Below are 14,849 nucleotides of genomic sequence, written 5' to 3'. Positions count from 1 at the left end.
CACCTCTTCGATTCCAATAAAATCTAAGATTCCATCAACATTTTCCCATCTTCAAGAATCACATACTTCTGCCCCACCTCATCAGAAACTCTTTTCAAATCATTCTCATCAAACAATTGAGGAATATAGCATTTCTCATGAGCAAACAATCCATAATGTATCGGAACCAGCTTTTTAGCATGTAAAAGATGTGCAGCTGCAAAAGCTTCTTTCAAATTAAGAGAAGCCGGAACCGGACTGTATTCCAAGCCAATAATTTCAAAGTTTACGACGACTCCATTCACGGGTAAAAAGGCATAATCTATGTCTTTATTTTCTTTCCCAAGCTTCCAGAATTGGTTATGCCAGATAGTATCTCCACCATGGAAGATCTTTGTGGTAGCATCATCCACAATCCATGAAGACTGAATTTCTCCCACTCCATCCATTGCAAATACAGGTTTAAAAGTAATCTCATTTTCAGTGAAGGTTTCATCCAGATTTAATACTATCATTTCAACATCTTCCACATGCTTTCTCACCAAGGGTTCCAGTTCTGAATACACAATCACTTTTCCATCCCTTTTCAGACATTTTTTGATAACACCTTTATCAAAATGATCTAAATGTAAATGCGTAAACAGGATATAATCTGCCTGTACCTGATCTGAAAACTTCATCACTTGCTCTACAGCATCGCCCAGAACGGGTTTGTAATAGGAAAAGTCCTCTGCTGCATCTATCAAAATAGTTTTTCCGTTGGAAATCAGCTTTATTCCAGCCCAGTTTAATTTTTGTATTTCCATAATTTCTTTTTTCACAAAGGAAAAGACTTACAGAGAGCAAGGCAATAAACAAAAGTTAATTAATGAGAGCTGGGAGATGGAAGAGCGAAGATGGAAGTTCATTATCGTCCTGCAATTTCTGGTAGTCTTTTGAATTGATGAATAATGTATATTATTTTTCAACGCAAAGATTTATTTATTAAGCCGCAAATTCTAAGGAGGCAAAGATGACGGCAAAGCCGCTGACTAAGCTAATGGCTACAGGACGCTTCATCAAATCGATTGAAAATCGATAAACTCTTTGCTCACTAAAAATAATACGTATTTAAAATTAAAACTTTGCGTTTATAAAAAACAGAATAATAACTCTCATTAAGATGCGAGAATCAATAGAGAAGCTTATTGTCATCCCGTAAATTTTAACAGTTTTTTTGCATTGATGAACAGTGCATATCTTTTTTTGACGCAAAGATTTCATGTATTAAACTGTAGAATCTAAGGAGGCAAAGATGACGGCAAAGCCGTTGACTAAGCTGATGGCTACAGTACGCTTCATCAAATCGATTAAAAATCGATTCACTCTTTGCTTACTAAAAATAATACGTATTTAAAATTAAAACTTTGCGTTTATAAAAAACAGAATAATAACTCTTATTAAGATGCGAGAATCAATAGAGAAGCTTATTGTCATCCCGTAAATTTTAACAGTTTTTTTGCATTGATGAACAGTGCGTATCTTTTTTTGACGCAAAGATTTCATGTATTAAACTGTAGAATCTAAGGAGGCAAAGATGACGGCAAAGCCGTTGACTAAGCTGATGGCTACAGTACGCTTCATCAAATCGATTAAAAATCGATTCACTCTTTGCTCACTAAAAATAATATGTATTTAAAATTAAAACTTTGCGTTTATAAAAAATAGAATAATAACTCTCATTAAGATCAGAGAATCAATAGGGAAGCTTATTGTCATCCCGTAATTTCTAACAGTTTTTTTTGCATTGATGAACAGTGCATATCTTTTTTTAACGCAAAGATTTCATGTATTAAACTGTAGAATCTAAGGAGGCAAAGATGACGGCAAACCCGCTGACTAAGCTGATGGCTACAGGACGCTTCATCAAATCGATTGAAAATCGATAAACTCTTTGCTCACTAAAAATAATACGTATTTAAAATTAAAACTTTGCGTTTATAAAAAACAGAATAATAACTCTCATTAAGATGCGAGAATCAATAGGGAAGCTTATTGTCATCCCGTAATTTCTAACAGTTTTTTTTGCATTGATGAACAGTGCATATCTTTTTTTAACGCAAAGATTTCATGTATTAAACTGTAGAATCTAAGGAGGCTAAGATTAAGGCAAAGCCGTTGACTAAGCTGATGGCTACAATACGCTTCATCAAATCGATTAAAAATCGATTCACTCTTTGCTCACTAAAAATAATACGTATCTAAAATTGAAACTTTGCGTTTATAAAAACAGTATACCAATTCCTATCAAAAGTCTGATATAGCATATGATAACCTTAATAATTTTCATCTTCGGGCTTCCAATCTCTACGTAATCCTCTTTCTGATTCTGCTTAAGGAAATAGGAGTAATCCCAATATAGGAGGCCAGGTATTTTAAAGGAATATTCTGAATATAATGTGGCTTGCTAGCTAATAGATATTCGTAAAGATCCTGTGGCGTGTTTTTAAGCAGAAGCATTTCCCGTTTCATAGCGGCATTCAGTTTTCTGCTCAGGTAGTAGTTTTGTACAAAACGACACTCGGGGTTTACAGCGAACATTTCCTTAACTTCATCTAAAGTAATTTCCCAGGCTAGACCACTGCTGATGGATTCATAAATACCTTCAGAGCCCTTATTTCCAACGGTAAAAATATCACCGGGAAAATAGAATTCTGCACAGACCTCAGTATCGATGTCTGAAGTGTTGTTGATATAATATTTACGGACAAGCCCATCTTCAAGAAGATAGGCTTTATGGTCCGAGAATATGTTTTTCTTTGAAAACTCAACCTTAGCAAATTTTTCCCAAACAGGATCACTATCCTCTACATTGAGGTGTGAAAACAGTTTTTTGTTCATAATTGCCGATGCTGAATTCTTTATAATTTACAGTAAATTTTCATCTACAAGGTTGGGAAGGGTAACCTTTAAATTTGGCTCAACTTCCATTGCTCTTTTAATGGCGAAAATAGCGCCTTCATTTCTTGCCCAGCTTCTTCTTGATATTCCGTTGTTAACGTCCCAGAAAAGCATAGACTTTAATCTTCTGTCGGCATCTTCACTACCATCCAGCAGCATTCCGAAACCTCCGTTGATTACTTCTCCCCAGCCTACTCCACCACCATTGTGAATGGAAACCCAGGTTGCTCCACGGAAACTGTCACCAATCACGTTGTGAATGGCCATATCTGCTGTAAATCTTGAACCGTCATAGATATTGGAAGTTTCTCTGTAAGGAGAATCTGTTCCTGAAACATCATGATGATCTCTACCCAATACTACAGGTCCGATCTCACCATTTTTAATCGCTTTATTGAAGGCTTCAGCAATTTTCATTCTTCCTTCCGCATCCGCATACAGGATTCTTGCCTGTGAACCTACCACAAGTTTATTTTCACGTGCTCCTTTGATCCACTGAATATTATCCTTCATTTGCTGTTGGATTTCTTCAGGAGAGTTTTTAATCATTTCCTCTAAAACGACACATGCAATATCATCGGTTTTCTGTAAATCTTCCGGTTTTCCGCTTGCACATACCCAACGGAATGGTCCGAAACCGTAATCAAAACACATAGGTCCCATAATATCCTGAACATAGCTTGGATATTTGAATTCTCTTCCTAATGTTGGATTATCTGCCATTACATCGGCTCCAGCTCTTGATGCTTCTAGTAAGAAAGCATTTCCATAATCGAAGAAATACGTTCCTTTTTCTGTATGTTTATTGATAGCTGCAGCATGTCTTCTCAAAGTCTCCTGAACTTTTTCCTTGAATAATTCAGGGTTTTCAGCCATCATTGTATTGGATTCTTCAAAGCTCTGTCCTACCGGATAATATCCACCTGCCCAAGGATTGTGAAGAGAAGTCTGATCTGAACCGATATCAATTCTTAAATCTTCCTGGTCAAATTTTTCCCAAACATCCACAATATTTCCAAGGTAAGCTAAAGAAACAGTTTCTTTATTCTGTTGTGCTTCTCTTACTCTTTTTACCAATGCATCCAGATCTTCATAAATTTCATTCACCCATTTCTGATCGTGGCGGATTTTGGTAATTTTTGGATTTACTTCTGCACATACCGTAACACAACCGGCAATATTTCCAGCTTTTGGTTGTGCTCCACTCATTCCTCCTAATCCGGAAGTTACAAACAAACCTCCTTGAGGCTCTTTATTAATTTTTCTGAAAGCGTTTAAAGCAGTAATCGTAGTTCCGTGAACAATTCCCTGTGGGCCGATGTACATATAACTTCCCGCAGTCATTTGTCCGTACTGCGTTACTCCAAGAGCATTGAATTTCTCCCAATCATCCGGCTTCGAATAGTTGGGAATCATCATCCCGTTGGTTACCACTACTCTTGGTGCATCTTTATGAGACGGGAACAATCCCATCGGATGTCCTGAATACATCACCAAAGTCTGCTCATTGGTCATTTCAGACAGATATTTCATGGTCAACAGATACTGTGCCCAGTTGGAAAAAACGGCCCCATTTCCACCATAAGTAATCAATTCATGAGGGTGTTGAGCTACGGCATAATCCAAATTATTTTGAATCATCAGCATAATGGCTTTTGCCTGCTCAGATTTTCCCGGATAATCTTCAATAGATCTCGCTTTCATCTCATAATCCGGACGGAAACGATACATATAAATTCTTCCGTAATCTTCCAGTTCCTGCTTAAATTCAGGAATCAATTCGGCATGAAACTGAGGATCAAAATAACGCAAAGCATTCTTTAACGCCAGTTTTTTCTCTTCTTCACCTAAAATTTCTTTACGCTTTGGAGCATGGTTGATATTCGTCTCGTATGGTTTTGGTTGTGGCAGCTGATTAGGAATCCCCTGCTGTATCTGTTCTTGAAATGTCATATTGCTATTTAAAGTTCTATGTTGAAACAATGTTTGAAGTTTTAAAGATATTCAAATTATGAAATATAGGCAACAAAAGAAAGGAAAAGCAAAGAGTAAAAGAATGAATAGGTGAAAAAGCTGATTATCAATCCTGTGAAAATTTAAACAACAGCCTATTTTAAATACTATATTTGAATAGACACACTCACATTCCCCTCCGCTGGAGGGGTGGATTTCAAAATTCAAGGAATTTTGGAAGACGGGGTGGTTAAAATAAAAACACATAAATGAAAGAAATAATCACAAACATTAATGGGATTCCCATTTACAGGAACTTTGTAGAAAATCTACCCTACAACCCTCTATTAAAAATATTGCTGAAAGAAAAACGAAAGGCCCGAATACTAGGAGAAGTAATCTTTTGGAAAAAAGTCCGGGCAAAAAAATTTCATAAAATTGATTTTGACAGACAAAGAATTATTGGAAATTATATTGTTGATTTTTATGTGAAAACGTTAGGCCTCATAGTTGAAATTGATGGTTCAAGCCATGATGAAAAACAAATTTACGATGATATAAGACAGGAATATTTGGAATCGTTAGGATTATTGGTTTTTAAGATCGCTGATTTTGATGTAAAGAATAATCTTGGGATAGTAATGAAAGAATTGGAAGATTTTATTATTCAGCATTATGGAACCACCCCGTCTTCAAAAATTGAATAATTTTTGAATCCACCCCTCCAGAGGAGGGGAATTTCTTCTTACAAGATCCGGTTATCATTTCAAAAATAAAAAACCTCACTGAAAATCAGCAAGGCAATTATTTTATATAGGTAGAATCTACGTTAAAACATCATCATTTTCCTCTTCATGGTCATCCTCATTATCACTGAGGCTCCAATAGTTATTCTCTTCATCTTCTTCCCCTATTTTTTCCATCTCATCATCATCTTCAGCACCGGGAATATCCAGACCTTTGTCTATTTTGTCGTCATCTATATCTTCATCAAATATTGGGTTTCCGTCTCCATCAAGCGAAATATGTTTTTCTCTTTTGAATATATCTTCGTTGGGATCATAGTCCATACGTTCCAACCTTCTGTTCTGCTCATTAATATTGTTTTCCGGTGCCATGATATTTAGATTTTAAGGGTTACTCTATTAAGAACAAAAATAATTCCAACTTATGGTGATTGGGCAGAATATACTTCAGGATTTGCACAATTGGGCATCTTTTCTCCTTTTGAAAAAGCTATAATATTTCCGGCAGCCAATCTTGCCATTCCATTTCTGGCTTCAATGGTAGCGGAGCCAATATGCGGCAATACACAAACATTTGATAACTTTAAGAGAGGGTTATCTGCAGACATAGGCTCCGGATTGGTTACATCCAGACCTGCGCCCCAGATCTTACCTTCAGTTAATGCATTGTACAAATCCTCTTCCTGATGGAAGCCACCTCTTGCCGTATTGATAAAAATCGAATTAGGCTTCATTTTTTCAAATACAGATTCATTGAAAAGATCTTTATGTTCAGGGGTAAAATTGGCATGAACACTCAATACATCTGAATTTCTAACCAGTTCATCAAAGGAAACATAAGTGCCCCCCAATTCTCTTTCAGCTTCTTCATTTTGATGACGATTGTGGTAAATGATCTCCATATCAAAAGCTTTTTTACACTTTTCAGCCATCTGGAATCCAATTCTTCCCAGTCCAAAGACACCTAATGTTTTGCCATAAAGTTCCTGCCCCAGAGCATGCAAGGGATCAAAAGCTCCCCAATTATCATCTATTACCTTCTGAAAGTTATAACTTGCTCTCCTTGCTACTGATTGCATCAGTAAAAAGGCAACATCAGAAGTTGCTCTGCTCAATACATCCGGTGTGTTCCCAATTGGGATATTCCTCCGGGTGGCTTCTTTAATATCTACATGATCAAAACCTACAGAGTACAGCGCAATGGCCTTTATATTAGGACAAGCATCGAAAAATACTTTATCATATTTAAAATCACCACCAACATTTAAAATAATATCTGCATTTTGACAATACTCCAACCATTCTTCATATGTAAGACTTTCATTTTCAGGAAAAACAATCTGTAATCCTGCTTCCAGTAACCTATTGATTCCTATCTCTGGAATTCTTTTATTGATAAAGACTTTCATTATTATTTTGGGGGGATTAAATAATTTAGCCACGAATGCACGAATTTTTTATTAGTGCATTCGTGGCTAAACTAGGAACTGGTGTTTGAGACCAGCTCGTCTACCAATTCCGTGGTTTGATTATTTTTTTCTTTATTCCTAAATTTACAAAAATCTGGATTATTGGTTTGTATTTCCCAACATCGGAACAAATTTATATGCTCCAAATTCTTCCTTTTCAAATTCTGTAGGACCTACTTTTGTAAATCTATATAGAAACTGTTCGTCTGTGGGTCCTAATGGGATTACCATGATTCCGCCTACTCTCAACTGCTTTAGTAATTCTATAGGTAAGGTTCCTGCTCCACAGGTTACAATAATTTTATCGAAAGGAGCAAAAGTGGGCAATCCGGCAAACCCATCTCCAAAACTTTGAAATTTCGGATATAAATGAAGTTCTCTCAGCTTATTTTTAGAAAAATCAAATAAGTCCTTCTGTCTTTCTACCGTATAAACATGAGCTTTCATCGCTATTAGAACGGCAGTCTGATATCCGCATCCGGTCCCGATCTCCAGTACTTTTTCACCTGCTTTCACCTGTAACAGCTCAGACTGTTCCGCTACAGTGGAAGGGTGTGAAATGGTTTGATGTGCCAGGATAGGGAAAGCCCTGTCTTCGTAGGCAAAGTCTTCAAAAATACTTTCAATGAAAAGGTGTCTCGGAATATCATTCATTGCCGAAAGTACATTTTCATCCGAAATCCCGATTCTGTATCTGAGATATTCTACTAAATTCTTTCTTTTTCCTTTATGTACAAACGAATCCTGCATATGACAAAAGTAAGAAATTAGATTTTAGATTTCAGACATCAGACTAAAGATTTATCCACAAAAAATAAAGCTGTCAAAAAACTGACAGCTTCTATTTTAGATATTAATTCCATTTTACAACCTGTGAAGTGACATCGGTATAGGTATTATTTGCGCATCTTTTTCTGACATAGAACATATATGAAATTGTCTTATTTAAGTTTGGGAATACAGCCATCTGACCTTGATTAATTGGATCACCATTCCCTGGTGCTGGTGGTGTACCACTCGTACCTAGATATACTTCATATACGGAAAGTCCATCACTATCCCAGGAAACTGTCGCTGAAAAAGTAGGATCATAAACAGAAGAAGTGGATGTGGTATAATGTACATATTCTGGTTTTACACAAGCGGTAGTATTTTCAGAAAGAATGGTAATAGGGCCTGCCCAGTTACTTTTTCCATCTGCTGTTCCACAGTTTTTTCTTACATATAAATCATATTTCTTCCCTGTAAATAATGGAAGACTGTATGAGGTATTGTTTACTTCAGCTACAGTACCACTTCCTAAAGTAAAGCCCTGTTCTCCATACTGTACTTCAAAAAAGCCTGTTCCCTGGCCGCTATTACTGCTCCATGAGAAAATATTATATAACGGTTTAAAACTTAAACTTGTAGGAGTCTCACACTTAGGTTGTGGGGGTGGATTATTGTGTACTTCAGTAGCAATATTATCTCCAGAGCCTGAGCATCCTGTAGCCAATAACCCTACTATAGATAAGGTGAAATATATTTTTTTCATAGTTGATAATTTTATAGATTGCGAATTTAATACAATTCTTTTAATTGATAAAAGCTATATCCATCAATGCTTGTCAAGCAAAAATATCAAGTGAAAAGTCATGTATTTTTATACCATACATTCACTATATTTACAGAAATTTAATACAGCTATGTTAAAAGCAGGTTTGGTAGGTGCCGGACACTTGGGAAAGATCCACTTAAAACTTCTTAATCAGTCAGATAGATATGAGTTTGTAGGATTTCACGATAAAGATGTTGAAAACGGAAAAAAATTAGAAGCCGAATTCGGATATAAATATTTTGAAAATTTCGATGAATTGCTTGAGCAGATTGATATGCTGGACATTGTCACTCCGACAGTCTATCATTATGATTATGCATTAAAAGCTATCGCAAAAGGACTTCATTTCTTTATTGAAAAACCGGTTACCCAAACTCTGGAACAGGCAGAAGAAATCCTTCGTTTATGCCAGGAAAAAGGAATCAAAGCACAGGTAGGACACGTTGAGAGATACAACCCAGCTTTTATTGCCACTAAGGAATACATCAGCACTCCCATGTTCATCGAAATCCATAGGCTGGCAGAATTCAACCCACGTGGTACCGATGTTTCTGTGGTATTAGATCTTATGATTCATGATCTTGATATTTTATTAAGCATCGCTAAATCTAAAGTGAAGAACATTCATGCAAGTGGTGTTTGTGTAGTAAGCAAAACTCCGGATATTGCCAATGCCAGAATAGAATTTGAAAACGGATGTGTGGCTAATCTTACGACTTCGAGAATTTCTATGAAAGCCATGAGAAAGAGCAGGTTCTTCCAGAAAGACGCTTATATTTCCGTGGATTTCCTTGAGAAAAAAGCAGAAGTTATCAGAATGAAAGATGCTCCTGAAAGCCCTACTCCATTCGATATGATTATTGAAAATGCTGAAGGAGAGAAAAACCAGATCTTGTTTGAATATCCAAATATTCAGCCTAACAATGCAATTCTTGATGAATTAAACTCTTTTGCTGATGCCATTACAGGCGATAAAAATGTAGAAGTTTCTCTTGAAGATGGGACCGAAGCGTTGAAAGTTGCTCTGGAAATTATGAAGCTTATCAGCCAAAAATAAAAATACGCTGTTTTTATGAACGGCAATAGCAATAATGCTATCTCAATAACCACAAAATGGTTATGAGATAGCATTTTTTATTGATTACAAGTATAATTTCAACTATAAAATAGACCGATTTATCAATAAAAAGTCAGTTTCAAAACAAAAAAACAATATATTTGAATAACAATTCAATAAACAATTGAAAAACTTCGTTTTACATACGTATAATGGACTCCCCGCAAAATAAGTGGTCTTACTGAAGATTCTTCAGGGAAACTATTAGCCAATATTTCGTTGCAGGCTACTGGTAAAAATGAAAACTGGGCAACTGTTTCTACGAAAGATATCCCGCTAAAGAAAGGAGAAAATAAAATCAGAGTCATCTTTGAAAATGAGGGTGTAAATCTGAATTATTTTGAAATAAAATAGCAAGAATTACCTTACATTGCAGATCCCTTTTATTCTTTAAAAGGGATTTCTTTTTAATCTGTCTTTATGAAAAAAATAACCACAATTTTCCTTTTAATATCGGCATTTGCATCAGCACAAAAATCATCATTGGAACAAAAAATAAATTCCATTACGAAAGGGAAACAAGCTACAGTAGGAGTTTCTGTTCTGGGCTTTGAAAATAATTTTAAATACAGCCAAAACGGAGATAAAAAACTGGCCATGATGAGTGTTTTTAAATTTCATATTGCCTGCGCTGCGCTGGATCTTGTAGATAAAGGAAAACTTTCATTAGATCAAAAAGTTTTTATTAAAAAATCTGAACTTTATAATACCTGGTCTCCCTTCAAGAAAAAATATCCTGAAGGAAATATCGAGATCCCTTTAAGTGAGGTCATAGATTATACAGTCGCATTAAGCGATAATAACCTTTGTGATATCCTGATAGAACTTGTGGGAGGAACCCAGGCTGTGCAGAAGTTTATGAATTCTAAAGGTATAAAAGACTTTCAGATTAAACATAGTGAACGTGGAATGGCCCTTAGCGGATGGGATTCTCTGTATGAAAATTATACCACGACCCATTCTACTGTACAGCTCTTGAAACAGTTTTATGACGGCAAACTACTTTCAAAAAAATCTACAGATTATTTGATGAAGACTATGCTGGGAACTAAAACCGGAACCAATAAAATTATTGAACAATTACCTAAAGGAACTCCTGCAGCCCATAAAACAGGATCTTCCGGTATAAAAGACAACATTCTTACGATTGCCGAAAACGATATGGGAATCATCACTCTTCCTAATGGAAAGCATTACGCTATTGCTGTTTATGTAAGTAATTCTAAGGAATCAGAAGCTGAAAACTGCAAAATAATTTCAAATATTTCCAAAGCGGTCTGGGATAATTTTAATAAATAAAATATTAAGCTTAATTTTAGCGCGGAGAATCTGATAGATTCTCTGAATTCGTCATTATGAAAAAGATACTATTAGCAGCTGCTTTATTTTGCTCCGCATTCTTCTTTTCACAGAAGAATCAAAACTATTTAAAGATTAGCTATACCAGTGTATGTTGTGGTCCGGCTTCTGAAAAACCTTCCATCAGCTATCTGAAAGAATTCAAAAGAAAAAATCAGATAAGAAGTATGGAAATCCTTATGCAAAAAGGAATGGGCAGAGAGGGTGAATTTGAATTATACATAGGGACTGATTTTCTAACAGTCAATCAAAGAAAACGCCTTGTACGCGGACTTACGGCTTCAGTTTCCAATCAGAATAATAGCAAAAAGTCGCAAAACATCGGAAATATAAATTTTGATCCAGCGGATATCGCTCATCAGGAGGATCTTATGAATGCAAAAAATTTAACTATCTATAAAAAATAAAGGAAAAATGATCAAAAACATTGTAGTTATCGGCGCAGGAACCATGGGAAATGGTATTGCACATACTTTCGCACAAAGCGGTTTTAAAGTAAATCTTGTAGATGTATCTCAGGATGCTTTAGACAGAGGATTGAAAACCATTACTACTAACCTTGACAGAATCATTGCAAAGGGAAACCTTACAGAAGAGCAAAAAGCTGAAACTTTAGGAAACATCACTACTTTTACAGCACTTAATGAGGCAGTAGGAGCAGCTGATCTTATCGTAGAAGCAGCTACTGAAAATCTTGATCTTAAATTAAAGATCTTTGGTCAGATGGATGAATTAGCTCCTGCAGACTGTATCCTTGCAACCAATACTTCTTCTATTTCTATTACGAAAATTGCTGCGGCTACCAAAAGAGCAGACAAAGTGATCGGAATGCATTTTATGAACCCGGTTCCTATTATGAAACTGGTAGAGATCATCAAAGGATATTCTACTTCTAAAGAGACTTTCAGTGCTATTTATGAAATGAGTAAGACCTTAGGAAAAGTTCCGGTAGAAGTGAACGATTATCCAGGTTTCGTAGCTAACAGAATCTTAATGCCAATGATTAATGAATCTATCGAAACTCTTTATAATGGTGTTGCCGGTGTAGAGGAAATTGATACGGTAATGAAATTGGGAATGGCTCATCCAATGGGACCTCTCCAATTGGCAGATTTCATTGGTCTTGATGTATGCCTTGCCATCCTGAACGTTATGTATGATGGATTTAAAAACCCTAAATACGCACCAAATCCATTGCTTGTAAACATGGTAATGGCTGGAAAACTAGGGGTAAAATCAGGAGAAGGTTTCTATGATTACTCTGAAAGCAAAAAAGCTGAAAAAGTTTCAAAAATGTTTTTAAAATAATTTCTCAGATTATGAGTTGTGGGTTATAAGTTATAAATTTGGGATCTAAACCCCTATTATACTAAATAACTACAGCTTTGATGAAAATTAAAGAAAAAAACATTCAAATAATATTGGTCATCATTACTTTAGTGATGACCATTTTTCGTTTTTTACTGAATGAAAAAGGAAGGGTAAATCCGGACTCTATCCGCTTTATGAGATTCGCCCATGGATTGCCTGTTATTGATAATACAACCACTCCTTTAGGCTATCCTGCCGCCATAAAATTCTTTACTTACTTTGGTTTTGATGAATTCTGGAGCAGTAAACTAATAGGCATTCTTGGCTGTCTGTTTATTATTGTATTCGCCTGGAAAAAGAAATTCTATTTCAGAGAATCTATTGTGGTATGCAGCTTATTCAGTATTATTTCCATTTTTGCCTTTACCATGAGTGAGGTGCTTATTTTACCTTTTGTATTTCTTTTTCTATATACCTCAGCTCTTATTATTGACAGAAAATTAGAAGGTCTGAAAGCTGTTTTTTACCTTTCTTTATCTTTAATTATCCTGTATAATATAAGATATAGTGCGCTTTTCATCATTGGAGGTACAGGACTGTACGGACTTATCTTCTGGAGGAGAAAATACGGACCTGCATTTATTATTTCAGCCACTATAGCAATGGCTTTCGTTGTATTGTATAAGTTTTTATTCATCGATTATTTTAATAAAGACTATGTAAAAGACTTTTTAGAAATGGGTCTTCATACTACTCCGGAATTATTGGTGGAATTATTCCAGGGATTGTGTACTGCATTTAATCCCTTTATTCACATGGCGAATCCTGCAGGGGGAATTATCAATTATGGAATTTACGGAATTGGTCTTTTGAATATTCTTTTCATGATTTTTCTTTTTGTTAAACAAAAGCTTTCAGATGCTGAATTCTTTTATGTTTTCATAGGAGTGTCAGGAATTATCTGTTCTTATTTTATACAGTATTTCTATTCTCTAACGCCTATAGATTATAGATTAATAGCTGCATTCAGTTTTCCTTTATGGTTGGTTTATTTTAAAAAACTATTTGAAATATTCAATACTAAAGTTTATATCATCGGTGTTTTAAGCCTGATGTCCGGAATGCTGTTTACATGGCTTTCAAAAGGAAACTATCTTGAAAATAGAAAAACAATCACAACATTTTTAAAATCGGAAAATTTAGATACAGTACCGCTAAAGTTTTTTATTATTGAGGAAAAGGATTTGGAAAAAGTGCAAGTAGCTGAGCTAATTAGTACTGTAAATCCTCAGGTAACCATCACCATCAAGCCTCAGGATACTTTACAAAAAACAACATTAACACGCTATAAAGTTTTACAAAAAGTTAAGATCGACAAGAATAAATATCAATAATTTTATTATCTTTGATTCAAAGTTAAAACATTAAAAAAATGAAATTACCAAAGTTTTTATTAGCAGATAATTCGGAATTTCCAGAAGATCTATTCGTAGTTCATACAGAATATCCAAGATTTATCCTAAACGTTGAGGAAGAGGAAGTTGAGTGGTTAGATGATCTTGAAGGAGATGATGAAGAAACTATGGCAGATGAAGCTACAAAAGTAGTGGAAGCAGCTTTCAAATGGTGCGATGAAGAGTTGGCTAAGTACGACGAAGAAGAGGAAGATTAATAACAATCTAAATCATAAAAAAGGAACTCAAATTGAGTTCCTTTTATTTTTATTCTGATTTATTGAATTTCAATAATAAAAGATTGTCTTTATAAAGCTCCAGGGTAGTTCCTGAAATTACATATTTATTAGCTTTCCCCATCATATCCATAAAGTTCTGCTCTACTCCGATATTATTACACATCATCTTTGTAGAACCCATTTGTCCTGCAGAAAAACCTCCGGTAGAAGGATCTACGGTAGCCGTTCCAAAATAGTTGTTGCACCCTGCATTTCCATTAATTTTTTCTCCTTCAATATTTAATGTTGGGATTTTGCCTTTTACGTTATCAGCCAATATCCACTTTGTATTGGCAAGAGCCGGCTGAGCTTTTCCTACTTTAGAAGCAGACGGGCTTGTCATGGTTCCACATGATACCAATACTGCTGCTGTACATATACTTAAAAAAAGATTTTTCATTTTTTACTATTTGAATTAACCCAAATTTACGGATTTTATATTATTTAAACGGACTGCGGTAAATTTTATTATTCTTTAACAGTTGATATTTTGACTTTATTTTAAACACAAAGATCACAAATAATTTCACAAATACCACAACTGTCATTGCGAGCGAAATGAAGCAATCTCACTTTTGAAATGCCACGTAATAGGTTAAAAGTTGGAAATCGTAAAGGCGCCAAGTAGTTCATAACACTGCTGTTT

General features: G+C 35.3%; 16 protein-coding genes. 8 read left to right on the top strand and 8 right to left on the bottom strand.

All coding sequences use genetic code 11. The features are described 5' to 3' along the window. Window positions 1-23: 23 nt before the first annotated feature. The 3 genes from BLS98_RS09315 to BLS98_RS09305 all read right to left on the bottom strand — a co-directional run bounded on the left by BLS98_RS09315 (window position 24) and on the right by BLS98_RS09305 (window position 4,872). Window positions 24-785, bottom strand: coding sequence for an MBL fold metallo-hydrolase (locus tag BLS98_RS09315; protein WP_089735828.1), 762 nt, complete (start codon window positions 783-785; stop codon window positions 24-26). A 1,540-nt stretch (window positions 786-2,325) separates the two neighbouring features. Continuing rightward, window positions 2,326-2,859 carry a Crp/Fnr family transcriptional regulator gene (locus BLS98_RS09310; protein WP_089735826.1) on the bottom strand — a complete coding sequence of 178 codons (534 nt, stop codon included), beginning with the start codon at window positions 2,857-2,859 and terminating at the stop codon, window positions 2,326-2,328. Between the two features lie 27 nt (window positions 2,860-2,886). Next, window positions 2,887-4,872: a urocanate hydratase gene (locus BLS98_RS09305; protein WP_089735823.1), complete on the bottom strand. Its 1,986-nt coding sequence runs from the start codon at window positions 4,870-4,872 to the stop codon at window positions 2,887-2,889. A gap of 269 nt (window positions 4,873-5,141) precedes the next feature. Here BLS98_RS09305 and BLS98_RS09300 point away from each other — a divergent pair, with 269 nt between their 5' ends. Continuing rightward, window positions 5,142-5,579 (top strand): endonuclease domain-containing protein, encoded by a 438-nt coding sequence (locus BLS98_RS09300; protein ID WP_089735821.1) that lies wholly within the window; start codon window positions 5,142-5,144, stop codon window positions 5,577-5,579. A gap of 117 nt (window positions 5,580-5,696) precedes the next feature. Here BLS98_RS09300 and BLS98_RS09295 read toward each other — a convergent pair whose 3' ends face one another. The 4 genes from BLS98_RS09295 to BLS98_RS09280 all read right to left on the bottom strand — a co-directional run bounded on the left by BLS98_RS09295 (window position 5,697) and on the right by BLS98_RS09280 (window position 8,621). Beyond that, window positions 5,697-5,990 (bottom strand): hypothetical protein, encoded by a 294-nt coding sequence (locus tag BLS98_RS09295; protein ID WP_089735819.1) that lies wholly within the window; start codon window positions 5,988-5,990, stop codon window positions 5,697-5,699. A gap of 50 nt (window positions 5,991-6,040) precedes the next feature. Next, window positions 6,041-7,027, bottom strand: coding sequence for a 2-hydroxyacid dehydrogenase (locus tag BLS98_RS09290; RefSeq protein WP_089735817.1), 987 nt, complete (start codon window positions 7,025-7,027; stop codon window positions 6,041-6,043). Between the two features lie 159 nt (window positions 7,028-7,186). Beyond that, window positions 7,187-7,837 carry a protein-L-isoaspartate(D-aspartate) O-methyltransferase gene (locus tag BLS98_RS09285; RefSeq protein WP_089735815.1) on the bottom strand — a complete coding sequence of 217 codons (651 nt, stop codon included), beginning with the start codon at window positions 7,835-7,837 and terminating at the stop codon, window positions 7,187-7,189. 103 nt (window positions 7,838-7,940) lie between these two features. Beyond that, window positions 7,941-8,621 carry a hypothetical protein gene (locus BLS98_RS09280; RefSeq protein WP_089735813.1) on the bottom strand — a complete coding sequence of 227 codons (681 nt, stop codon included), beginning with the start codon at window positions 8,619-8,621 and terminating at the stop codon, window positions 7,941-7,943. A gap of 151 nt (window positions 8,622-8,772) precedes the next feature. Here BLS98_RS09280 and BLS98_RS09275 point away from each other — a divergent pair, with 151 nt between their 5' ends. The 7 genes from BLS98_RS09275 to BLS98_RS09245 all read left to right on the top strand — a co-directional run bounded on the left by BLS98_RS09275 (window position 8,773) and on the right by BLS98_RS09245 (window position 14,143). Beyond that, the gene (locus BLS98_RS09275) at window positions 8,773-9,741 is read left to right on the top strand and encodes a Gfo/Idh/MocA family protein (protein WP_089735812.1); all 969 of its coding nucleotides are present in this window, start codon (window positions 8,773-8,775) and stop codon (window positions 9,739-9,741) included. 228 nt (window positions 9,742-9,969) lie between these two features. After that, the gene (locus BLS98_RS09270; protein WP_089735810.1) at window positions 9,970-10,155 is read left to right on the top strand and encodes a carbohydrate-binding protein; all 186 of its coding nucleotides are present in this window, start codon (window positions 9,970-9,972) and stop codon (window positions 10,153-10,155) included. A 66-nt stretch (window positions 10,156-10,221) separates the two neighbouring features. After that, window positions 10,222-11,100 carry a CGA/CIA family class A beta-lactamase gene (gene bla-A / locus BLS98_RS09265; RefSeq protein ID WP_089735808.1) on the top strand — a complete coding sequence of 293 codons (879 nt, stop codon included), beginning with the start codon at window positions 10,222-10,224 and terminating at the stop codon, window positions 11,098-11,100. Window positions 11,101-11,156: 56 nt separating this feature from the next. Beyond that, window positions 11,157-11,567, top strand: coding sequence for a hypothetical protein (locus tag BLS98_RS09260; RefSeq protein ID WP_089735807.1), 411 nt, complete (start codon window positions 11,157-11,159; stop codon window positions 11,565-11,567). Window positions 11,568-11,577: 10 nt separating this feature from the next. Beyond that, window positions 11,578-12,468, top strand: a complete 891-nt coding sequence (locus BLS98_RS09255) for a 3-hydroxybutyryl-CoA dehydrogenase (RefSeq protein ID WP_181575096.1) — start codon at window positions 11,578-11,580, stop codon at window positions 12,466-12,468. An 80-nt stretch (window positions 12,469-12,548) separates the two neighbouring features. After that, window positions 12,549-13,865, top strand: coding sequence for a hypothetical protein (locus BLS98_RS09250; RefSeq protein WP_089735803.1), 1,317 nt, complete (start codon window positions 12,549-12,551; stop codon window positions 13,863-13,865). A gap of 38 nt (window positions 13,866-13,903) precedes the next feature. Next, window positions 13,904-14,143 carry a hypothetical protein gene (locus BLS98_RS09245; protein ID WP_002977986.1) on the top strand — a complete coding sequence of 80 codons (240 nt, stop codon included), beginning with the start codon at window positions 13,904-13,906 and terminating at the stop codon, window positions 14,141-14,143. Window positions 14,144-14,192: 49 nt separating this feature from the next. Here the strand turns inward: BLS98_RS09245 and BLS98_RS09240 are convergent, their stop codons facing one another. Further along, a complete protein-coding gene (locus BLS98_RS09240; RefSeq protein ID WP_089735801.1) occupies window positions 14,193-14,603 on the bottom strand; it encodes an META domain-containing protein in 411 nt (136 codons plus the stop codon). Window positions 14,604-14,849 lie beyond the last annotated feature (246 nt).

Origin of the sequence: Chryseobacterium jejuense (assembly GCF_900100075.1) — a bacterium.
Taxonomy (GTDB): Bacteria; Bacteroidota; Bacteroidia; order Flavobacteriales; family Weeksellaceae; genus Chryseobacterium; species Chryseobacterium jejuense.
This window is presented reverse-complemented; position numbering and strand designations above follow the sequence as displayed.